Source organism: Nonomuraea sp. NPDC049625, from assembly GCF_040675285.1.
Taxonomy (GTDB): domain Bacteria; phylum Actinomycetota; class Actinomycetes; order Streptosporangiales; family Streptosporangiaceae; genus Nonomuraea; species Nonomuraea angiospora_A.
On the sequence record NZ_JBFAOQ010000029.1, the window covers coordinates 86,651 to 107,835 of the forward strand.

Annotated in this window: 16 protein-coding genes; 7 read left to right on the forward strand and 9 right to left on the reverse strand. The window is 69.0% G+C overall.

Going from position 1 to position 21,185, the window contains the following annotated elements:
- Positions 1-3 precede the first annotated feature (3 nt).
- Genes AB0J87_RS59855 through AB0J87_RS59865 form a run of 3 tightly spaced genes read right to left on the reverse strand, consistent with a single transcriptional unit; the run spans position 4 to position 3,538 of the window.
- Positions 4-963, reverse strand: coding sequence for a carbohydrate ABC transporter permease (locus AB0J87_RS59855; protein WP_363984297.1), 960 nt, complete (start codon positions 961-963; stop codon positions 4-6).
- Positions 960-1,877, reverse strand: a complete 918-nt coding sequence (locus AB0J87_RS59860) for an ABC transporter permease subunit (RefSeq protein ID WP_363984299.1) — start codon at positions 1,875-1,877, stop codon at positions 960-962. The genes AB0J87_RS59855 and AB0J87_RS59860 overlap by 4 nt, the downstream gene beginning before the upstream one ends.
- Positions 1,874-3,538 carry a hypothetical protein gene (locus tag AB0J87_RS59865; protein ID WP_363984301.1) on the reverse strand — a complete coding sequence of 555 codons (1,665 nt, stop codon included), beginning with the start codon at positions 3,536-3,538 and terminating at the stop codon, positions 1,874-1,876. Before AB0J87_RS59865 ends, AB0J87_RS59860 begins: the two co-directional genes overlap by 4 nt.
- Positions 3,539-3,850: 312 nt before the next feature.
- Here AB0J87_RS59865 and AB0J87_RS59870 point away from each other — a divergent pair, with 312 nt between their 5' ends.
- Positions 3,851-6,547, forward strand: coding sequence for a glycoside hydrolase family 3 C-terminal domain-containing protein (locus tag AB0J87_RS59870; RefSeq protein WP_363984303.1), 2,697 nt, complete (start codon positions 3,851-3,853; stop codon positions 6,545-6,547).
- Between the two features lie 76 nt (positions 6,548-6,623).
- Here the strand turns inward: AB0J87_RS59870 and AB0J87_RS59875 are convergent, their stop codons facing one another.
- From AB0J87_RS59875 to AB0J87_RS59900, 6 genes are all read right to left on the reverse strand, one after another.
- Entirely contained in the window at positions 6,624-10,028 is a 3,405-nt protein-coding gene (locus AB0J87_RS59875) for a ThuA domain-containing protein (protein WP_363984305.1), read from the reverse strand.
- Positions 10,029-10,425: 397 nt separating this feature from the next.
- Complete coding sequence (locus tag AB0J87_RS59880; protein WP_363984307.1) at positions 10,426-11,259, reverse strand: sugar phosphate isomerase/epimerase family protein; 834 nt, start codon at positions 11,257-11,259, stop codon at positions 10,426-10,428.
- Between the two features lie 26 nt (positions 11,260-11,285).
- Positions 11,286-12,482 (reverse strand): substrate-binding domain-containing protein, encoded by a 1,197-nt coding sequence (locus AB0J87_RS59885; protein WP_363984308.1) that lies wholly within the window; start codon positions 12,480-12,482, stop codon positions 11,286-11,288.
- Entirely contained in the window at positions 12,469-13,419 is a 951-nt protein-coding gene (locus AB0J87_RS59890) for an ABC transporter permease (protein ID WP_363984310.1), read from the reverse strand. Before AB0J87_RS59890 ends, AB0J87_RS59885 begins: the two co-directional genes overlap by 14 nt.
- Positions 13,416-14,417 (reverse strand): ABC transporter permease, encoded by a 1,002-nt coding sequence (locus tag AB0J87_RS59895; protein WP_363984312.1) that lies wholly within the window; start codon positions 14,415-14,417, stop codon positions 13,416-13,418. The genes AB0J87_RS59890 and AB0J87_RS59895 overlap by 4 nt, the downstream gene beginning before the upstream one ends.
- Entirely contained in the window at positions 14,414-15,847 is a 1,434-nt protein-coding gene (locus AB0J87_RS59900; RefSeq protein WP_363984330.1) for a sugar ABC transporter ATP-binding protein, read from the reverse strand. Before AB0J87_RS59900 ends, AB0J87_RS59895 begins: the two co-directional genes overlap by 4 nt.
- 349 nt (positions 15,848-16,196) lie before the next feature.
- Here AB0J87_RS59900 and AB0J87_RS59905 point away from each other — a divergent pair, with 349 nt between their 5' ends.
- The 6 genes from AB0J87_RS59905 to eboE all read left to right on the forward strand — a co-directional run.
- Positions 16,197-17,330: an inositol-3-phosphate synthase gene (locus tag AB0J87_RS59905; RefSeq protein ID WP_363984314.1), complete on the forward strand. Its 1,134-nt coding sequence runs from the start codon at positions 16,197-16,199 to the stop codon at positions 17,328-17,330.
- Positions 17,327-18,172 (forward strand): SCO3242 family prenyltransferase, encoded by an 846-nt coding sequence (locus AB0J87_RS59910; RefSeq protein ID WP_363984316.1) that lies wholly within the window; start codon positions 17,327-17,329, stop codon positions 18,170-18,172. Before AB0J87_RS59905 ends, AB0J87_RS59910 begins: the two co-directional genes overlap by 4 nt.
- Positions 18,142-19,026 (forward strand): sugar phosphate isomerase/epimerase family protein, encoded by an 885-nt coding sequence (locus AB0J87_RS59915; RefSeq protein ID WP_363984318.1) that lies wholly within the window; start codon positions 18,142-18,144, stop codon positions 19,024-19,026. The genes AB0J87_RS59910 and AB0J87_RS59915 overlap by 31 nt, the downstream gene beginning before the upstream one ends.
- Positions 18,980-19,477, forward strand: coding sequence for an EboA domain-containing protein (locus AB0J87_RS59920; RefSeq protein ID WP_363984320.1), 498 nt, complete (start codon positions 18,980-18,982; stop codon positions 19,475-19,477). Before AB0J87_RS59915 ends, AB0J87_RS59920 begins: the two co-directional genes overlap by 47 nt.
- On the forward strand, positions 19,478-20,323 hold the full coding sequence (locus AB0J87_RS59925) for a TatD family hydrolase (protein WP_363984322.1): 846 nt from the start codon (positions 19,478-19,480) through the stop codon (positions 20,321-20,323).
- 2 nt (positions 20,324-20,325) lie between these two features.
- Positions 20,326-21,185: metabolite traffic protein EboE (gene eboE / locus AB0J87_RS59930; RefSeq protein WP_363984324.1), on the forward strand; the 860-nt coding region annotated here is incomplete at its 3' end.

Consider the following 21,185-nt stretch of genomic DNA (forward strand, 5'->3'; position numbering starts at 1 on the left):
GGTTCAGCCCTTGATGGCGCCGGTCAGGACGCCGGTCCGGAAGTGCTTCTGAACGAACGGGTAGACGAGCACGAGCGGCACCAGGGTGAGGACCACCACGGCCATCTGCAGCGACAGGGGGGCGGTCTGCGCGTGTGCCATGCCGAAGCCGGCGTTGACCATGCCGGGCATGCCGACTCCGCGGTTGACGTAGGTCAGCAGGACGTACTGCAGCGGCCACTTCTCGCTCTCTGTCGGCATGTAGAGCATGACGTTGAAGAAGGAGTTCCAGTAGCCGACGGCGTAGAAGAGCGCGATCACCGCGGTCACCGCCCGCGAGGTGGGCAGGACGACGGACAGGAGGATCCGCCAGTCCGACGCGCCGTCCATCCGCGCCGCGTCGATCAGCTCGCCCGCGGTGCTGGAGTAGAAGGAGCGGAGCACCAGGATGTTGAAGACCGAGACCGCGCTCGGGAGGATCAGCGCCCACCACTGGCCATAGCCGCCGAGCCCGGTCACCACCAGGAAGGTCGGGATGAGGCCGCCGCCCACGAACATCGTGACGATCAGCAGCACCAAGATGAAGCGGTGCCCGAGCGAACGCGGCCGCGACAGGCCGTACGCGCACAGGACCGACACCACCATGGACAGCGCCGTGCCGACGACGGTGATGCCGAGGCTCACCAGCAGCGCGGTACGTACGGTCGAGTCGGTCAGCATCTCCTCATATGCCTGGAAGGTCAGGCCATCCGGCCAGATCACCAGGCCGCCGGCCCGGCCGATGGCGCCGCGGGTGGACAGGCTGGTCACCACGACGATCCACAGAGGGACCAGCACGACCAGCAGCACACCGCCGAGGGTGATGCCCTTGGCCGACTGACCGGCGACAGTCGGCGGTTCCTGCCAGCTCGGGCGTGTCGCCCGCCGCGCTCGCGGCGCCCGCACCGCGCGCCTGGCGCCTCCGATGGTGAATACCTTGGTCATTTCCGGTACAACCCGTCCTCGCCGAAGGAGTGCGCCAACCTGTTGGCGCCCCAGATGAGCAGGAGCGAGATCACGCTCTTGAAGAGCCCGGCCGCCGCGCCGAAGCTGTAGTTGGCCGTGGCGACGCCGTAATAGAAGGCGTAGGTGTCGAGCACCTCCGCGCTCTCGTGGCCGACCGCGTCCCGCTGGATGAGGAACTGCTCGAACCCGACGGAGAGCGCTCCGCCGAGCCGGAGCACCAGCATCAGCACGATGACTCCCCGCAGGCCCGGCAGGGTGATGTGCCATATCCGCCGGAAGGGCCCGGCGCCGTCCGCGGCCGCCGCCTCATAGAGGCCGGGGTTGATGGCGGCCAGCGCGGCCAGGAAGACGATGATCCCCCAGCCGGCCTCCTTCCACACCCCCTGGAAGGTGACCAGGAGCGCGAAAGTGTCCGGGTTGGTCATCACGTCCCAGGTCTGGAGGTCGTGCGAGCGCAGGAACTGGTTGAGCGCGCCCGCGCCGCCCAGCATCTGCTGGAAGATCGTGATGACCAGCACCCACGAGAAGAAGTGCGGCAGGTAGACGACCGACTGGACGAAGTTGCGCACCCGCTCGCTGAGCACCGAGTTGAGGAGGATCGCCAGCGCGATCGGGACGGGGAAAAACAGGACGAGCTGGACGAAACTCAGGTAGAGCGTGTTCTTCAGCGCGCCCCAGAACAGCGGGTCGGTGAAGAACTGGCGGAACTGGTCGAGTCCTGCCCAGTCACTGCTCCAGATCCCCACCAGCGGGTCGTAGTACTGGAAGGCGGTGATGACCCCGACCATCGGGGCGTAGTTGAAGATCAGGAGCAGGACGACCGCGGGCGTCACCATGATCAACAGTGACCGGTCGCGGCGCAGCCTGCCCCACCAGGTCAGGCCTTCGTTCACTGGCCCGTGCCGTACTTGTTCAGCACGTTCTCGGTCATCCACCCCTTGAGCCGGTCCAGGCTGCTCTTCTTCCAGGTGTCGATGACCTCCTGGACCTCGGAGACCTTCTTCTTGCCGTGGTAGCAGTCCTTGACGGCGTCGTCGATGGACTGCGGCGCGTTGGCCATGGACAGTTGCTGGGGCATGTTGATGTTCATGTTCCAGAACACCGGCTTGTAGAGAGCGTCAACATTTGCGGCCTGCCAGGCGGCGTAGTCCTTTGTGACCTGGCCGGCGCCGGGGTTGCTGATCACGGCGGGCGGCGAGGCCAGGAACGGGAAGGTCTGCGGCTGGACGAACTTCTTGCCGTCCTCGTTCGCGGTCGGCACTCCGTCCTTCATCGTGTAGTGGACGCCCTCCACCCCGAAGTTGACCATCGTGTACTCGGCGGACCCGAACGGGGCGGCCAGATAGTTGGCGACCGCCAGCAACTCCTCGATCTGCTCGGGCTTCAGGTTGGCGTTGAGATAGCTGAAGATGCTCGTGGAGGCGCCCAGGAAGGTCTGCGGCTTGCCCGTGCCGTCGTGGGTGAAGTAGTTGAACGCGGCGCGCCGGTAGTTCTTGTCGGCGGCGGTGCCCGACTCGTGGTCGGTGAGGTTCCAGCCGCCGGTGCCGCCGCCGTGGATCAGCTCCTTGCCCGAGTAGAAGCGGGTGATGCCGTTGGCGTTCTGCCCGGCGATCGCGTCCGGGTGGAGGTAGCCGGCCTTCGCCAGGCGGTAGTGCCAGTCGAGCGCCTCGAGGTATTGCGGCAGCTCGTACTTGTGGACCAGCTTGCCACCCTCGACCTTCCAGTTGTACGGGATGTCCCAGGCGGTGAAGAGGTAGGTGAAGACGTCGCCGAAGGCCCACACGCCGCGCTTGGCGTCGGTCAGCTCCTTGCCCAGGTTCATCATGTCATCGACGGACTTCACCTGGTCAGCGGTGATTCCTCGCGCCTCCAGGATGTCCCGCCGGTAGTAGATGCACCCGTTGACGACGAAGTTGCTGGAGAAGGAGGGGATGCCGTACAGCTTGTCGCCCCACGCGCCGGCCTGCCAGGCGCCGGTGGGGATGGCGGCGAGGTTGGGATACTTCTTGATCTTGTCGCCGGCCAGGTAGGGGGTCAGGTCGGCGAGCTGGGTCCCGACCAGCCCGCCGATGTTGAAGTTGGTGTTCCACCAGGTCGGCAGCTGGATCCAGTCGGGTAGGCGCTTGGCGGCCGTCATCGGCGGGACGATGGTGTTGTAGTTGTTGCCGTCCGCCGGCTTCATGGTGAGGGTGACGCCCAGGGCCTTGTTCATGGCCTCGTAGAAGGAGTTCCCCGGCTTCGGCGCCGTCCCCCAGAGCGGAGTGACGGCGGTGTAGCTACCGCCCTTGCCCGGCACTGCCGAGACGGTCTTGACCGCAGTGGACGGGGATGGGTAGGCCAGAAAGGCGGGGTCGGTCGCCGCTCCGGGCGGCCCTGGCACGGACGGGATGTCGGCCTTGACGGAGGCGCTCGGCACGTACGACGGAAGCGCTGCCTGGAGCCCGGTCTTGGTGTTCGTGCCGATCTTCCGCTGGGGCGCGTTGCTGCAGGCGGCGAGGAGAGGAACCATCGCCGCGGCGCCGATGAAGGCTCTGCGGTTCAACTCGGGGGTCATGGGGGGGTTACCCTTCGAAGTCGTCGAAGCGCTTCTATGTTGCCGCGAGACTAATGACATGTTTCCGACAGCACAAGGGAAGTTTTTAAACGAAAGTTTCTCTCCTGTGAGGCATTGACACTCCAGCAGGCTCGTGACAGCGTCGATGCGCTTCGCTGACCGCCCTCCCATCGAGCCTGCTTAGAGGTCTGACACGTGAGCTTCCCGCCTCCGTCCGCAGCCGTCACGTTTCCCTTCAGGGACCACGCTCTGCCGATGCGCAAGCGCGTCGATGACCTACTCGAACGGTTAACACTCGACGAAAGAATCGCGATGCTGCACCAGTACGCGCCTGCCGTACCGCGTCTGGGCATCGCCTTGTTCCGCACCGGGAGCGAAGCCCTGCACGGCGTGGCGTGGCTGGGGGTGGCGACGGTATTTCCGCAGGCAGTTGGCCTGGGTGCGACGTGGGACGAGGAGTTGGTGCGGCTGGTCGCCGAGGCCGTCTCGGTCGAGCTGCGCGCCTTCCACCGCCACCGCCCGCCCGTGATCGGCTCCGGCGCCAACAGCCTGCAGGCGTGGGCTCCCGTGGTGAACCCGTTGCGCGACCCGCGCTGGGGGCGCAACGAGGAGGGCTACTCCGAGGACCCGGTGCACACCGCACGGCTCGGCGTGGCCTACTGCCAGGGCCTGGCCGGCGATCACCCGGCCTTCCTTCGTGCGGCCCCGGTGCTCAAGCACTTCCTCGCGTACAACAACGAGGACGACCGATGCGTCACCTCCTCCGGCGTCCGTCCCCGGGTGCTGCACGAATACGATCTGGCAGCGTTCCGGCCCGTGGTCGCCTCGGGCCTGGCCACCGGCGCGATGGCCGCGTACAACCTGGTCAACGGCCGTCCCTGCCACGTCAGCCCGCTCATCGAGACGGAGCTGCGGCGCTGGGCCGAGCCGACCGGGCACGAGCTGTTCGTGGTCAGCGACGCGGAGGCGCCGTCCAACCTGGTCGACCTGGAGCATTACTTCGACGATCACGCCGAATCCCATGCCGCCGCGCTCAAGGCCGGGATCGACAGTTTCACCGACCACGGCGAGGACAGCGGGACTCCGGTCGGCAGGCTGCGCGAGGCGCTGGATCGAGGACTGATCGACGAGGACGACATCGACCGCGCGGTGCGACGGCAACTTTCGCTGCGCTTCCGGCTCGGGGAGTTCGATCCGGACCTCGACCCGTACGCCGCCATCGGCCCCGAAGTGATCGACTGCGCCGACCACCGGGCTCTCGCCCTGCGCGCCGCGACCGAGTCGGTGGTGCTGCTCAAGAACGACGGCCTGCTGCCCCTGGAGCGCAACCCGCGAGTCGCCGTCATCGGACCGCTCGCGGACACGTTGTTCGAGGACTGGTACAGCGGCACCATGCCGTACCGGATCAGCGTCGCCGCCGGGCTGGAGGCGGCGCTCGGCGAGGTCGTCCGCGTGGAAGGCGCCGACCGGATCGCCCTGCGTTCACGCTCCACCGGTGACCTGCTGGGCAAGTCCTCCTTCGACGTCGTCGACTGGGGCGGCGGGGCGTCCACGCTGCGTGACGCCGCCAACGGCCGCTACCTCAGCCTCCAGGCGGACGGCTCGCTCGCCGCAGATCGGGAGGTGCTCAAGACCTGGCACATCAACGAAACTTTCTACCTTGAAGCGGTCGCCGATGGCGTGGTGCTGCGCAACGTTCGCACCGGCCGGTACGCCGTCGTCGACCCCGTTGACGGGCGAGTCAGCGTCACCGCCGAAACTCCCGCCGACGCCGAGTGCTGGGAGCGGGAACTGCTCCATGACGGTACGGCAGCGGCCCGGTCCGCGGCCGAGGACGCAGACGTCGCCGTCGTGGTGCTCGGCAACCACCCGCTCATCAACGGCCGCGAGACGGAGGATCGCCGGGACCTCGCGCTGCCCGAGGGGCAGGAAGCGCTGCTGCGCGCGGTCGCCGAGGTGCGCCCCGAAACCGTGCTCGTCACCATGAGCAGCTACCCCTACGCCCTGGACTGGGCCGATGAGCGCCTGCCCGCCGTGGTGTGGACGTCCCACGGCGGGCAGGAAACCGGCCGGGCGGTGGCCGCCGTCCTGCTCGGCGAGGCCGAACCGAGCGGGCGGTTGCCGCAGACCTGGTATCGCGGCGACGACGAGCTGCCGCACCCCCTGGACTACGACATCATCAAGGCGGGCTGGACCTACCAGTACCACCGGGCCGCTCCGCTGTACCCCTTCGGCCACGGGCTCTCCTACACGGAGTTTGCCTACGGCGACCTGCGGCTGTCCTCGGGAACTTTGCCCCAGGACGGTACGGTTGACGTCTCGCTCACGCTGACCAACGCCGGAACCCGGCAGGGATCCGAGGTGGTGCAGCTCTACGTCCGGGCGTTGAACCCCCGCTACGAGGCCCCTTCGCTCCGGCTCGCCGACTTCCGCAAGGTCGCGCTGTCTCCGGGCGACAGGCTGGATCTCACGTTCCGGCTGTCAGCCGAGCACCTCGCCCACTGGGACGTGGCCGGCGGGGCCTTCACCGTTGACCCCGGCGACTATGAGGTGCTGGTGGGCCGCTCCGCGGGTGACATCACCCTGACGGCGCCGATCACAGTGAGCGGTCCCGTCCCCGAGCCGCGCGTCGTCGTCGACAGGCGCACGTCGGCCGTCGACTTCGACGACCACGCGGCCATCACCCTGGTCGACGCCACCCGTACCACCGGCGACGCGGTCGCTCCCGCGAAGCACGAGCAGCCCGCGACCCTGCTGTTCCGCTCCGTCGAGCTGTCCGGCGCGGTCCGGGTCGAGGCCGAGGTCGCCGGTGTGTGTCCAGGGAAGCTGGAGTTCCTGGCAGGTGACCGGCTGCTGGCGGAGATGTCGGTGCCGGTCACCGGGAGCCGCTACGCATGGACGACCGTGGCCGGCGACCTGACGACGTCGCCGGACGGCGTCCATGATCTGCAGGTGAACGTGCACGGCGACGTTCGGCTCGCGACGTTCCGCCTCGGCTCGACCGCCTGAAATGAGCGGCCGTCCAGACCGCTGGAGCCGCCGCAGGAGAGCGGGCCGGCTCCAGGGTCCGGACGTCACATGGCGTTCAGACGCGGGTCCACTTCTGGTTGTTCTGGCCGTTGCACGTCCAGATCTGCACCTTGGTGCCGTTGGCGGTGCCGGCGCCGCTGACGTCCACGCACTTGTTCGCTCCGACGGCGGTGATGCTGCCATCGGCGTTGAACCGCCATTTCTGGTTGTTCCGCCCGTTGCAGTCCCAGATGATCAAGGCGGTGCCGTCCGCCGTGCCGCCCCCGTTCACATCCAGGCACTTGTTGCCGTACACCCGCAGCTCACCCGCGGCGGTCGACGTCCACTGCTGGCCGGGCTGCCCGTTGCAGTCCCAGATCTGCACCTGTGTGCCGTTCGTCTGCGAGGCTCCGTTGACGCATCGGTTCGATCCCACACCCCGCAGCGCGCTGGTGCTGCCAGGGGGCGAGCCGTCGCCCTGCCCGACGCCCTTGCCATTGAAGGTGAACGAGTCCGCGTCGAACGAGTTCGCGGACGGCGCCTTGAACACGACGTAGACATTGTGGGTGCCACCGGGATCGGTGACCTGCACCGCGGGCAGGGACACGTAGGTGTTCCATCCCCCGGTGGCCGGGACGGGGCTGGAGGCGATAAGGGCCCCCGTCGGCGAGTCGGCGTGCAACTCGATGGACGCCCCGGTGTTGGACGGTGCCGAGACGCGGAAGGACACCGTGTCGATCCCGGACAGGTTGATCGGGCTGAAGGAGATCCAGTCGTTGTTGGAGATGTCGCCGATGCGCCTGCCGCCTTCGGCTCCGGACTCGTCGACGATCCGGATTCCGGACGAGCCGGTGAAGTGCTCGGCCTGCTTGTGCTTGGGCTGCAGGGTGACGCCGGCGCTGCCCTTCAGACCGCCCTTGTCCGTGTAGTCGGCGGACAGGGCGTAGTAGACGTTGGCGGCCTCGTCATGGCCGGACGCGGTGGTCGTGACCGTCCCGGAGCAACCGGTGTACTGGCCGGTGTCGTGGGCGTGCTGGTCATGGCCGAGCGCCGTGATCACGTTGACCTTGGTGCAGTCGACGGCGCCGTCCTCGGGGTCGGTGACGTTCACCGTGTAGGCCACCTGGTCGCCGAAGTCGATGAACCCGCCGTCGGGCGGAGCCGAGAAGACGACCTTCGGACGGGTGTTGCCGACGGCGATGGGCAACGTGACGCTGCCCGTCTTCCCGCCGGAGTCCCGTACGGTCAGCTTGGCCGTGTACGTGCCGTTGGCGTTGTAGGTGTGGGACGGGTTGGCGCTGGTGGAGGTCCCGCCGTCACCGAAGTCCCATGCGTAGGTGATCGCGTCGCCGTCGGGGTCGGACGAGCCGGCCGAGGAGAACGCCACCGTCAGCGGCGCCGCGCCCGAGTCGGGGTTGGCGCTCGCCTTGGCCAGGGGCGCGCGGTTCCCGGCTACGTAGTCGACCCGGTAGACGCTGTCATCGGTGTTCGAGTGGCCGAAGCCGTTGCCCCAGTCGGCCATGTACAGGGCGCCGTCCGGGCCGAACTTCATGTCGATCGGCGCATGCGGGGCGAGCTGTGCCACGAAGGGGTTGATCTTCAGGAGGTTGCCCGAGGAGTCCAGGCGGAACTCCTTGACGAAGTTGCGGCTCCATTCGTAGAGGAACGGCGTGCCGTCGAAATACTCGGGGAACTTGCGGTCAGAGGTGCTGGTCGGGTCGTAGCGGTAGAAGGGGCCGCCCATCGGGGCGGCACCGCCGCAGCAGTCGATCTCCGGGAACTCGGCCGAGGCGTGGTAGTTGTACCAGACGGTCGCGGGCTTGGCCGCGGGCAGATTGGTCAGGCCGGTGTTGTTGGGCGAGTCGTTGACCGGTGCCGAGCAGTTGAACTTCGCGCCGGAGGTGTTGGTGGCGAAGTTGAAGTCGTTGAACGGGATGTTGTTGCCGACGCAGTACGGCCAGCCGTAGAAGCCCGGCTGCTTGATCAGGTTCCACTCGACGGTGCCCTCGGGACCGCGGTTGGGGTTCGCGGCGCCGGCGTCGGGACCGTAGTCACCCGCCGAGATCCAGCCCGTGACCTTGTCGACCGAGAAGCGGAACGCGTTGCGGAAGCCCATCGCGTAGATCTCCGGCCGCGTCTTGGCGGTGCCGGGCGCGAACAGGTTGCCGGATGGAACCGTGTAGGTGCCGTCGGCCTCGGGGTGGATGCGCAGGATCTTGCCGCGCAGGTCGTTGGTGTTGGCCGCGGACCGCTGGGCGTCGTAATGCTCCCGGCCCGGCCGCTCGTCGATCGGGGCGTAGCCGCTGGACCCGTTGGGATTGGTGTCGTCACCCGGGCCGATGTACAGGTTCCCGCCCGGCCCGAACGCGAGGTAGCCGCCGGTGTGGCCGGGCTCGTCGACGTTGCGGTACGCCGGAACCTCGATGATCTTCTTCTCGCTCGCCAGGTCGAGGCTGGTGCCGTTGAAGGTGAACCTCGACACCCGGTTCACCTCACCGCCGTTGGACGGCGAATAGTTGACGTAGATCCAGCCGTTGGTGGCGAAGTTCGGATCCAGCGCCAGCCCGACGCCACCGTCCTCGCCGCCGTCGTACACCGACAGGGTGGCGATGACGCGCGTGCCCCCGCCGTTGGCGGGGATCAGATTCACCTTGCCCGAGCGCGAAATGTAGAAGACCCTGCCGTCGCCGGCCACGTCGAGTTCCATCGGCTGGTCCGGTGCGCCGTCGAGGGTCACCTTCTGGAACCGGGCCGCGACGGTGCCGCCGCAGTCACCCGGCGCCGCGCCCGCCGCCCACTTCACCCCGCCCAGCAGGTGCTGCTTGAACGACGACTCCGAATAGGAGGACGCCTGGTGGCCCATCGCGGTGGCCCACACCCGGCCGCCCTCCGGATTGTGACACCAGGAGATCGGGTGGTCGGCACCCATCTTGTTCGGCCCCGCGTCATAGGTGGTCTCGTCCGCGCTCACCAGCACGTGCACCGAGCCCCGCAGGTTCTTGTCGAAGTTGTACCACTCCTCTGTGCGCACCCATCGATCCGGCAGCCCCTTCGTGGAGGGGTGAACCTTGTCGGCCACCTTGGCGGTGCCCTGCAGGATCGCCGAATGCGCGGTCATGTGCGCGCCGGCCAGGGCAACCTGGTCCCACCAGGGAAACTGCGCCTCGATGTTCATGTCGGTGGCGTTGTGGATCGCGACGACGCCGTGGCCGCTGCGTACGTACGCCTGGAAGGCCTGACGCTGGGCGTCGTTGTCCCAGACCATGCCGCTGGTCTGGAACATGATCACCGCGTCGTAGGTGTTCAGGGTCGCGGTCGTGAAGACGGCGGAGTCCTCGCTCTGGTCGAGCTGGAAGTTGTTGTCGGTCGCCAGCTGCTGGAACATCGCGACACCGGCGGGGATGGAGTCGTGCCGGTAGGCGCCGCTCGCGGTCTTGGTGAACAGCAGCACCTTGAACTGCGGGGCGGCCGCGTGCGCCACCAGTGGCACCGCGGACAGCCACAGCCCTAATAAGGCTGCGACGAGGGCGGGAAGCAGGCGTGATGTTCGCATGAAGGATCTCCTGGGGGGTTACCGGCTACGGTCGGAGTCGAAGGGTGGGAAGCAGCAGTGGCTCACCCATCGATCCGGGCGTCGGGGCCTGACCATGCGACCAGATATCGAATCGATTCGGAACGAAAATAGGTCGGGCCAATCTTAAGTGTCAAGCATGCTTATCCAGCGAATCCCAAGACCACCTTTTCGCTTCCGCCGGGCCGGGGTCCTGCTGCTTTTACTGGAAATCTGCAGGTGTAGGCGGCGTCGCCGGTGCCGCTCTGTCTCACCAATACTAGAAAAAGCTCATCAATAAGTATGAAACTTTCAAGCACCACCTTGATCAGAGGGTGCGCAGGTAGGCGAGGCCGTCCACGGCGAGCGCGTCCTGGCTTTGCGCGAGGGGCCGCCAGATGGAGGCCGCGGTGGCGATGGTCTGGTTGTGCGCGGTGAAGGACTCGATGACGAGCGGCCCTTGATAGCCGACGTCGCGCAGGGCCCGGGTGACGCCGGGCCAGTCGAAGCGGTCGGCCCCCGGCGTGCCGCGATCGGTGCCGCACACCTGCACGTGCGCGATCCGGTCCGCCGCGACCCGCACCGCCTGGGCGGGGTCTTTCTCCTCGATGTTCATGTGGTAGGTGTCGAGTGCCAGGTGGCAGTCCTCGGGCAGCGCGTCGAGGGCCTGCTCGACGGTGTTGACGAGGCTGGTCTCGTACCGGTTGAGCGGTTCGACCGCGAGCTTCACCCCGCACTCGGCCGCGTGGTCCAGGACGGGCCGCAGCTGCTCACGCAACTCGGCGTAGACCGCCCGGCGCTCGTCCGGTGACAGCCGCCACGTACGGCCGACCGAGGCGTACGCCGGCCCCCCGATCACGGGGGAACCGACGGTCACCGCCACGTCCACGCAGTGCCGCAGATAGTCCTGGGTGTCGCGGACGGTTTCGGGGGAGGCGGCCACGAGCTCGCGCCCCGGCGGCATGACCAGCACCACGGATGCGGCCAGCCCGTGCTCGGCCAGCACCGCGGCGGCCTTGTCCGGGTTCCAGTCGCCGGGTTGCTCGACGGGCAGCTCGATGACGTCGAAGCCCCACCCGGCGATGCGGGGCGCGAGCCGCGCCAGGTCGTCGTCGGTCAGCGGGGAGACCCAGACCCAGGTGTTCACGCCGATGGAGTACATGCGCCCCTCTTCGCGGTCGGTGTCGATCAGTTCTTCTTCCCGCCCCAGTTCTCGGGGAACCCGGGCAGGGTCTCGCAGCCGCAGAGCGCGTAGTGCAGCGGCGGCATGTTGGGCTGCAGGTAGGTCGACAGGTTCTCGCTGGTGACCTTCGGCTGCGGCAGGTTCCACATCTTGGGCACTTCCTCGCCCTTGAGGATCTTCAGCGCGGCGATGATCGGGGTGCGCCACTGGTAGGTCGGGTACGTGGGCGCGACGGCGGTGAGCTTGGCGTCCTTCCACTTCTGCAGGAAGTCCTGCTGGTCCTCGCCGTTGATCGGCGGCACCGGCACGCCCGCGTCCTCGAACGCCTCGATCGCCGCCACCGCCGTGGCGCCCGCGTCCATCCAGACGCCGTCGATCTTGCCGTACCGCTGGATGTAGTCGCTGACGATGCTCTTGGTCTTGGCGGCGTCGCCGTCGGTGAACTCCACCCCCGCCACCTGGAGCCGGCTCTTGTCGAAGACCACCTTCGCCGCCGACCAGCGGGTCTCCAGCACGTCCACGCCCGGCAGGATGCGCAGCGCCAGCACCTTCCCGCCCGCCGGCACCTTCCCGACCAGGAACTCGGCGGCGTCGGCGCCGAAGGCGTAGCCGCCGATGGGCTTGATGAACGTCACCGGGCAGTCCGTCTGCACGCCCCGGTCGAACACGATGACGGGCACCTTCCCGCAGGCGGCCGTCACGGCGGGGGTGAGCGTGGCCGTGGTGTTCGGCGAGACGATCAGCGCGTCGCAGCCCTTGGCCTGCAGCTCGGCGATGTCGGAGATCTGCTTGTCGTCCTTGCCCTCGGCGTCGAGGGCCGTGAACTTCTCGATCTCCTTGTGCAGGCCGGCCTCTGCCTGCATCGTCTTCCAGCCGACCTGGCGCCAGGGGTTGTTGACCGCGGCGTTGGAGAAGCACAGGTGGTACGGCCCGTCCTTCTTGTACTTCGCCGTGTCGACCATCTTCGGGGCGATGGCCTGCTCCCAGGGCTTGTCCGTGGGACCCTGCGGCGTCTGGGAGCGCATCGCCAGCTGGGCGTCGAAGTCCGCCTGCACGAAGAACTTCGACTGAGCGCCCGTGCCCGAACCCTGAGCGCTCGTGGCGGGCGCCGCGGACTGGGTGGCGGACGTCGGCTTGTCGGTGGTGCAGCCGGCGAGGACAAGCGCGGCGAACACCGCGACTGCGGCCTTATGACGCGGCATGTGCGTCTCCTCTTCGGGGGGTGAACTTCCGGGGAAGCCGGATGGCTCCCGCCGCGACCGCGGCGATGATGATGACGCCCTGCACGGTGAACTCCAGGGCCCCCGAGATTCCGTACAGGTTGAGCAGGGTGAACAGCGCCTCCAGCGTGAAGGCGCCGGCCATGGCGGCCGGCACGGAGCCGCGCCCGCCGCCGAGCGCCACGCCGCCGAGGACGACCGCGGTGATGGCGGAGAACTCGAGTCCCTGGCCGACCTGTGCCGAGACTCCGGCGAAACCGCCGAGCAGGATCGCCGCGACGGCGGCGGCCAGACCGGAGAGCATGAAGGCGAAGATCTTGGCCCGGTCCACCCGGACCCCGGACAGTGCGGCAGCACGCTCGTTGTCGCCGGTGGCGATGAGCGTCTTGCCGAAATCGGCACGCATGAGCCAGATCGCCGCCACGCCCACGGCCAGCAGGATCAGCACCGACCACGGCAACGGCCCGAGGCCGCCGCGGCCGAACACCCGGAAGCCCTCCGACAGCGCGCCACGCGGCGCGCCGCCGGTCCAGAGGAAGACCGCCCCGCTGAGGACGAGCAGCATGCCGAGCGTCACGATGAACGACGGCACCCGCAGCTTGGTGGTGAGCACGCCATTGACCAGCCCGACGAACAGACCGACGACGATCAGGAGGACCAGGACCGGCCAGGTGGCGGACTCGTCGCCGTCGATGAGCCGCGCGGCGATCACCACTTCGGCCGTCACCAGCGAGCCGACCGACAGGTCGAACTCGCCGGAGACGATGACGAAATACTGTCCCGCGGCGAGGATCACCAGTGGCGCGGCCCGTTTGAGGAACGCCAGGAACCCGGCTGGCTCCAGGAATAAGGGGTTGGCGACCGCGATCGCGGCCAGCAGCACCACGAGGACCGCGAGGATGGGAAGTGCCCGTTTCATGCCGACCGCCTTGTTCCGCGCCGGGCGTAGGCGGCCACCGCGATGACGATGACCACGCCGCGGACCACGTCCTTGACGAAGGAGTTGATTTCGAGCTGGTTGAAGATGCTGTCCAGGACGGCCAGCAGCAGGACCCCGCCCACGGTTCCGGCGACCCCGCCCTTGCCGCCGGCCAGCGCGGTCCCGCCGAGCACGACCGCGGCGATGGACTCCAGGTCGTAGCCCCCGTCGGTGCCCACCGTGGGCGCCCCCGCCCCGAGCCTGGCGGCCAGCAGCAGGCCCGCGATGCCGGCGCAGACGGAGCAGACCACGTGGGTGATCACGATGACGCGGCCCGTACGGATCCCGGACAGGCGGGCGACCTCCTCGTTCCCGCCGACCGCGTAGATCCGGTAGCCCAGCCGGGTCCTGCTCAGCAGGAGCCAGGCCACGACGGCCACGCCCGCCCAGAGCAGGGCGGAGACGGGGATCGGCCCGATGCGGGAGTAGCCGAGGATCTGGAACGACTCGGGCACCTTGCCCGCCGGCCCGTCGTACAGGTGGTCGACGACGCCCTTGATGATCAGAGCGACGCCGAGCGTGGCGATGAAGGCGTGCACCTGGAGCCTGGTGATGATCAGCCCGTTGACCAGCCCCACCAGCGCGCTGATGGCCAGCACCGCGGCGACCGCCGGCAGGATGTTCCCGTCCCGGCCCGCCATGATCTCCGCCGCGACCAGCGAGGTCAGGCTGATCAGGTACGCCACGGACAAATCGAGCGAGCCGGCCAGGATCGCCAGCGTCTGACCGACCGCCACGATGCCGAGGGCCGCCGAGCGCTGCTGGATCCCGACGACGCTTTCCATGGTCAGGAACTGACCGCCGTCGAGCGCGACGAGGACCCAGCCGACCGCGACCAGGCCGAGCAGCGCCAGAAACACCACCTGCGTGGGCTCACGTAACCGGGCCGCCAGGCCGCCTTGCGCCTCGCCGCGGCGGGCGGGCACGAGCAGGTTCATTCAGGCCCCTCTCCCGCAGCCAGGCGCATGACGGCCTCCTCCGAGGGGCCGACCGGCAGCGTGCCGGCGATGCGGCCGTCGCGCAGGACGACGACGCGATCGCTCATGCCGATGAGCTCGGGCAGTTCGGAAGAGATCATCATGATGGCCATACCGTCATTCGCCAGTTCGCGCATCAGGTCGTGGATCGCGGCCTTGGCCCCGACGTCGACGCCCCGGGTCGGTTCGTCGAACAGCAGCACGCGCGGCGCCATGGTCATCCATTTGGCGAGCACGACCTTCTGCTGGTTGCCTCCGGACAGGTAGCGGACCTCCTGTTCCTGGCGCGGAGGCGAGAGGCGTACCCGTTCGAGCAGGTCGCGGAGGCCGTTGCGGCCCTTGGCGCCCACCGCGCGGGCGACGAGCAGGGCGTTGTCGCGTACGGACTGGCGCAGCGCGAGCCCTTCGGCCTTGCGGTCCTCGGTCACCAGCCCGATGCCCATGGCCACGCCTTCCCGGACCGAGCGGGGGCGCGACGGGGTCATCTCGCCCGTGGTGAACGGCTCCGCGCCGAAGATCGCTTTGGCGAGTTCCGATCTGCCGGATCCCTGCAGGCCCGCGATGCCGACGATCTCCCCGGCACGCAGTTCCAGATCGATGTCGCGGAGCTTGCGGTTGCCCGCTCCGCGCAGGCTGAGCCGTACCTCGCCGGCGCCGGTCGAGCGGGGCGGGAAGTAGGTGCCGAGGTCGCGGCCCACCATCAGGCGGATCAGCTCGTCGGGGGTCACCTCGCTGATCGGGAGCGTGGTGACGCGCGAGCCGTCCTTGAGCACGGTGACCCGGTCGGCGAGGTCGAACACCTCGCGTAATCGGTGGGAAATGTACACGACGGCGACTCCACGCTCCCGTAGCCGCCCGATCAGCCGGTAGAGCAGCTCGACCTCGTGCTCGGCGAGTGCCGCGCTGGGCTCGTCCATGACGACGAGCCGGGCGTTCACCGATAACGCCTTGACGATCTCGACGACCTGCTGCTGGGCCACCGACAGGCGCTTGACGGCGTCGCGGGGGCCGAAGGAGTGCTCGCCGAGCTCGTCGAGGAGCCGCCCGGTCGCCTGCTCCATGGCGGCCCGATCGACCAGGCCGCGCCTGACGGGCTCGCGCCCGAGGAAGACGTTCTCGGCGACGGTGCGCTCGGGCAGCAGGTTGAACTCCTGGTAGATGATCGCGATACCGGAACGCTGCGCCTCGAGCGGATGGCCGAAGGAGACGGGATGACCGTCGATCTCGATCGTGCCCTCGTCCGGCGGGTGAACGCCGCAAATGATCTTCATCAGGGTGGACTTTCCGGCGCCGTTCTCGCCGACTACGGCGTGGACCTCGCCGGCCGTCACGTCCAGGTCCACTCCGGACAGCACCCGCACGCCCAGGAAGCTCTTGCCGATGCCACGCATGCTCAGCACCCCGCCCACCTCCCCATCTCCCCCGCCATGAGGGTGAGCCTGGGGCCATCGGCAAATTTCGGGCTCATGTCCCTCATGCTGCCGGATGTTAAGCGGGCTTATATCGACGGTCAAGCAAAAGTTCGCACCCGTACGACATAACCGGGAGGCCGTGGCAAGCGAGCTCGCATCACCGGTGCGGCAGCGGACCGGGCGGTGATGGCCGTAAGCGGCGGACGATAAGGACGCCGATTAGCCTGCTTATGGTTGACCATCGACAAAAATAGCTCTTACCATCGCGGAGACTTACCTACCGGATGCCTTCCGCATGCGGGGGTAGTCCCGACACGATGGAGCTTTCATGGACAAGCTCGGTGTGTGGCTTATCGGGGCACGGGGATCCGTGGCGACCACCGTCATCGTGGGCGCCGCGGCCATCAGGGCGGGAGCCGCGACCCCGCAAGGATGCGTGAGCGAGTCCCCCGGCTTTCCCGGGCACCTGGTTCCGCTGACCGACCTGGCCTTCGGCGGCCATGACATCACCGAGACCTCCTTGCGCAAGCGCGCCGAACAGCTGGGCAGAGCAGGGGTCATATCACCGGACCTCCCGGGGCTGCTCGCGTCCGACCTGGACGCCGCCGACGCCGAGATCCGGCCGGGCTACGTCCCCGGCGACGGCGGCCGGACCGCGACCCGGCTGATCGACGACATCTCCGGCTTCCGTGCCCGGCACGGGCTGGCCCGGGTGGTCGTCGTCAACGTGTCGTCGACCGAGCCTCCCGTCGGCCCGCGTCCTGAGTTCGAGAGGCTGGCCGATCTGGAGGAGCGGCTCGCCGCGGGGGACGACGTCCTGCCGCCGAGTTCGCTGTACGCCTATGCGGCGTTCCAGGCCGGGTGCGGCTACGTGGAGTTCACACCCTCCACCGGGCCCACCCTGCCGGCGCTGGCGGAACTCGCCGCCCGGCGGGGCGTGCCGTACGCGGGACGCGACGGCAAGACCGGCGAGACCCTGGTCAAGAGCGCCCTGGCGCCCATGTTCGCCGATCGGGCGTTACGGGTGCGCTCCTGGTCAGGGCTCAATCTGCTCGGCGGAGGGGATGGGGCGACGCTCGCCGATCCGGCCGCCAGGTCGAGCAAGGAGCTCTCCAAGGACCAGGTCGTCGCGAAGGTCCTGGGAGGACCCGTCGAGGGTGAAACGCACATCGACTACGTCCCGGATCTCGGAGAGTGGAAGACCGCCTGGGACCATGTGACCTTCGAGGGCTTTCTCGGCGTGCGGATGGCGCTGCAGTTCACCTGGCAGGGCTGCGATTCGGCGCTGGCCGCTCCGCTCGTCCTGGACCTGGCCCGGCTGGTCGCCCGTGCGCATGAGAAAGGGCGGTGTGGCGTCCTGCCCGAGCTCGGCTACTTCTTCAAGAGCCCGCTGGGAACGGACGAGCACGCGCTGGCCGTCCAGTACGCCCGGCTGCGCGCCTTCGCCGAGGAGCTGTCATGAGAGCGCTGCTCGAGCTGGTGCGCGCACCGGCCGCACTGTCGGTGCCGGGGGACACGATGGCGGGGGCCGCCGCCGCGGGGCGGCGTCCGGCACCCGGTCTGGCCCTGGCGTCGGTGCTCATGTACTGGTCGGGCATGGCGCTCAACGACTGGGCAGATCGTGAGGCGGACGCCGTCGAGCGTCCTGAACGCCCGATCCCGTCAGGCCGGGTCCGCCCGGGCGCCGCGCTCGGGCTCGCGGCCGCCCTGACTGGCGCGGGCCTGGCCACCGCAGCCCTCGCCGGTGGACGCCGCGGCCTCACCGTCGCCGGTCTGCTGGCCGGTGCGGTGTGGGCCTACGACCTGGGCCTCAAACGGACGGCGGCGGGCCCCGCCTCGATGGCCGCCTGCCGCGCCCTGGACGTGCTCCTGGGCGCCGGTTCGGACGGGAGAGCCGCCGTGCCGATGGCGCTGGCGGTCGGCGCGCACACCTACGGGATCAGCATCCTCGGCCGGGCCGAGGTGACAGGGGCGGCACCCGGGACCGCCGAGCGAGCGCTCGTGGCCAGCACCGCGGCGGCCGGGCTCGCGGTTGCCTCCTGCGTGCGCAACCGAGCCGCCGCCCGGGCCGGAGCGGGCGTCCTCATCGCCGGCTATCTCGCCTTCACCCTCCCGGTCCAGGCCGGGTTACGGGCCCGTCCCGACCCCGAGAACGTACGGCAGGCCGTCCGCCTCAGCATCCTCGCCCTGATCCCGCTCCAGGCGGCCGCGGTCGCCGGTGGCGGGCGGTTCGCGACGGCAGGCGCGCTGCTGTGCTCGCTGCCCCTGGGCAGATGGCTCTCATCCCGGATGGCGACATCGTGAAGTGGGCCTACTGCACCAACGGCTTCGCCGACCATCGGCTCCCCGAGGCACTCGCGGTCCTGGCCAATCTGGGGTACACGGGTGCGGCGATCACGCTCGACCACGGTCATCTCGACCCCCACTCCCCCGGCCTGGCCGCGGAGGTGTCGAGGATCGCCGGGCTCCTCGAACGCCTCCGCCTCGATGCCGTGGTCGAGACGGGCGGGCGTTACACCCTCGATCGCCTGCGCAAACACCATCCGACCCTCATCAGCGACGACGCCGAGCGCAGAGTGGAGTTCCTGACCACCGCGATGCGGGTCGCCGCCGATCTGGGCGCTCCCGTGGTGCACCTGTGGAGCGGGGTCCGGCCCGACGGCATGACGGAGGAGGAGGCGTACACGCGGCTGGCCCGCCAGTGCGCACGGCTGCTCGACGAGGCCGACCAGGTGGGTGTCACATTGGGCTTCGAACCCGAACCCGGGATGCTCGTCGCCGACCTGGACGGCTTCGAGCGGCTGCGCCGGATGCTCGGCGACCATCCCCGGTTCGGCCTCACCCTCGACATCGGGCACTGCCATTGCGTGGAGCGGGACGATCTGCCCGCCTGTGTCCGGCGGGCGCTGCCGTACACCGTGCACGTCCAGATCGAGGACATGCGCCGGGGAGTCCACGAGCACCTGGAGTTCGGCGAGGGTGAGATCGACTTCGTCCCGGTGCTCGCCGAGCTGCGCGGCTACTCGGGTCTGGTGGCCGTGGAGCTGGCCAGGCACAGCCACGCGGCCCCGCAGGTCGCCCGCCGATCGATCGAGTTCCTGAGGAGGGCACATGAGGGACGAGTGGCAGACAGAGGCCGTACGGCGGGTCGAGGCTGACCCGGACGCGATCCACCTGCTCTTCCCGCAGGCCGAACGGCGGGGCGGCCCAGGTGCGCGGCGCGCGCTGCTCGGCGCGCTGCACGGTCACCACGCGGTGATCCGCAAACTGTACGAGGCCGGCGACAGCGGCGAGCGGCTGGCGATCCTGACCGTCCTGCACGAGCTCGATTCGGAAGGGACTGCGGTCGGGCTGGTGGAGGACGCGCTGCGCACCAACGACGCCCGGCTGGTCGCCGCGGCCCTGGGCTCCTACGGGTCGGCGTGGCTGGACGACCACTCCTTCCGTCAAGGGGTGCTCAAATGCGTCTTCATGTCGATCCCGCTGGCCTCGGTGACCGGCCTGGAGCGCCGCTTCGACGCCGAGCTGGCCCGGATGCTGTCGGACTACGCGGCGGAGCTGCGGGCGGCCGGCCGGCCCGTCCCGCGCGACGTCCTGGAGAGGATCTGAATGCGTATCTTCGACCCCCACATCCACATGAGCTCCCGGACCACCGACGACTACCAGCGCATGCACGCCGCGGGAGTCCGGGCCGTGGTGGAGCCCGCCTTCTGGCTGGGGCAGCCCCGTACCAACGTGGGCAGCTTCCTCGACTACTTCGACGCGCTGCTCGGCTGGGAGCCGTACCGCGCCGCGCAGTACGGCATCCGCCACCACTGCGCGCTCGCGCTCAACCCGAAAGAGGCGAACGATCCGCGGTGCGCGGGCGTGTTGGCCGAACTGCCGCGATACCTGCTGAAGGACTCCGTCGTCGCCGTCGGCGAAGTCGGCTACGACTCCATGACGGCGGAGGAGGAACGGGCCTTCGAGGCCCAGCTCGCCCTGGCACGGGAGAACGATCTCCCGGTGCTCGTGCACACGCCGCACCGGGACAAGGCCGCGGGCACCCGCCGGACCCTCCACGTGATCCGGGACGCCGGGATACCCCCCGAACGCGTGCTCATCGACCACCTCAACGAGCTGACCGTCGGCATGGTCGCGGACTCGGGCTGCTGGATGGGATTCTCCATCTACCCCGACACCAAGATGGACCCGGACCGGATGGTGGCCCTGCTCAAGGAGCACGGCACGGACAGGATGCTGGTGAACTCGGCCGCCGACTGGGGACGCAGCGACCCGCTCAAGACGCGCGAGGTCGCCGACGCCATGTTCGCGGCCGGCTTCGGCGAGGACGACGTGGACCAGGTGCTCTGGCGCAACCCGGTCGCCTTCTACGGACAGAGCGGCCGCCTCGACCTCGAGCCGGCCTCGCACGCAGGCCCCGACCATGCCGGCAACACGATCAAGCGGGGGTGACCGTGCGGCTACGTCATCCGGACGGCTCGACAGTGCACCTTTCCTACTGCACCAACGTCCACGCCGCCGAGGATCTCCCCGGCATCCACGGTCAGCTGTCCGGCGTCGCCACGCGGGTCAGGCACCTGCTCGGCGTCGAACGGCTCGGACTCGGGCTGTGGCTGTCCCAGCACGCCGCCGCGGACCTCCTCGCCCGGCCCGAGGAGGTCACCGGACTGCGCGAGCGGCTGGCCGCGCTCGGGCTGGAGGTCGTCACCCTGAACGGGTTCCCCTACCGCGGCTTCCACGACGAGATCGTGAAATACCGCGTCTACCAGCCCGACTGGGCCGACGCGGAGCGACTGCGGTACACGCTCGGGCTCGCCGAGATCCTCGCCGCGCTGCTGCCGGACGACGTCACCGAGGGCACGATCTCGACCCTCCCCCTCGCCTGGCGCACCGCATGGACACGGGACAAAGCGGCTGCGGTCATGGCCAACCTCGACGCGCTCGCCCAGGGCCTGCGCACGCTGGCCGGCCGGACCGGCAAGATGATCCGGGTGGGCTTCGAGCCGGAGCCCGGCTGCATCATCGAGATCACACCCCAGGCGACCGCCCTGCTGAACCAGGTGGACCACGACTACCTCGGCCTCTGCCTGGACGCCTGCCACATGGCCGTAGGCTTCGAGGAACCCGGCGCGGGCGCCCACACCGGGCTCCCGATCGTGAAGCTCCAGGCGTCATGCGCCCTGCAAGCCCCGCCCGGAGCACAGCAGGCACTGGCCGCATTCGACGAGGCCCGGTTCCTCCACCAGACGCGCTCCGCCACCGCATACGCCGACGACCTGGGCGAAGCCCTCGCCGGCGGCCTGCCCGCAGACGA

What these genes read in the sequence shown, in the direction of transcription:
- AB0J87_RS59855 (WP_363984297.1), bottom strand. Translation starts at nt 963, where the DNA reads ATGACCAAGGTATTCACCATCGGAGGCGCCAGGCGCGCGGTGCGGGCG.
- AB0J87_RS59865 (WP_363984301.1), bottom strand. Translation starts at nt 3,538, where the DNA reads ATGACCCCCGAGTTGAACCGCAGAGCCTTCATCGGCGCCGCGGCGATG.
- AB0J87_RS59870 (WP_363984303.1), top strand. Translation starts at nt 3,851, where the DNA reads ATGCTGCACCAGTACGCGCCTGCCGTACCGCGTCTGGGCATCGCCTTG.
- AB0J87_RS59880 (WP_363984307.1), bottom strand. Translation starts at nt 11,259, where the DNA reads ATGTACTCCATCGGCGTGAACACCTGGGTCTGGGTCTCCCCGCTGACC.
- AB0J87_RS59885 (WP_363984308.1), bottom strand. Translation starts at nt 12,482, where the DNA reads ATGCCGCGTCATAAGGCCGCAGTCGCGGTGTTCGCCGCGCTTGTCCTC.
- AB0J87_RS59890 (WP_363984310.1), bottom strand. Translation starts at nt 13,419, where the DNA reads ATGAAACGGGCACTTCCCATCCTCGCGGTCCTCGTGGTGCTGCTGGCC.
- AB0J87_RS59895 (WP_363984312.1), bottom strand. Translation starts at nt 14,417, where the DNA reads ATGAACCTGCTCGTGCCCGCCCGCCGCGGCGAGGCGCAAGGCGGCCTG.
- AB0J87_RS59900 (WP_363984330.1), bottom strand. Translation starts at nt 15,847, where the DNA reads ATGCGTGGCATCGGCAAGAGCTTCCTGGGCGTGCGGGTGCTGTCCGGA.
- AB0J87_RS59905 (WP_363984314.1), top strand. Translation starts at nt 16,197, where the DNA reads ATGGACAAGCTCGGTGTGTGGCTTATCGGGGCACGGGGATCCGTGGCG.
- AB0J87_RS59910 (WP_363984316.1), top strand. Translation starts at nt 17,327, where the DNA reads ATGAGAGCGCTGCTCGAGCTGGTGCGCGCACCGGCCGCACTGTCGGTG.
- AB0J87_RS59915 (WP_363984318.1), top strand. Translation starts at nt 18,142, where the DNA reads ATGGCTCTCATCCCGGATGGCGACATCGTGAAGTGGGCCTACTGCACC.
- AB0J87_RS59920 (WP_363984320.1), top strand. Translation starts at nt 18,980, where the DNA reads ATGAGGGACGAGTGGCAGACAGAGGCCGTACGGCGGGTCGAGGCTGAC.
- AB0J87_RS59925 (WP_363984322.1), top strand. Translation starts at nt 19,478, where the DNA reads ATGCGTATCTTCGACCCCCACATCCACATGAGCTCCCGGACCACCGAC.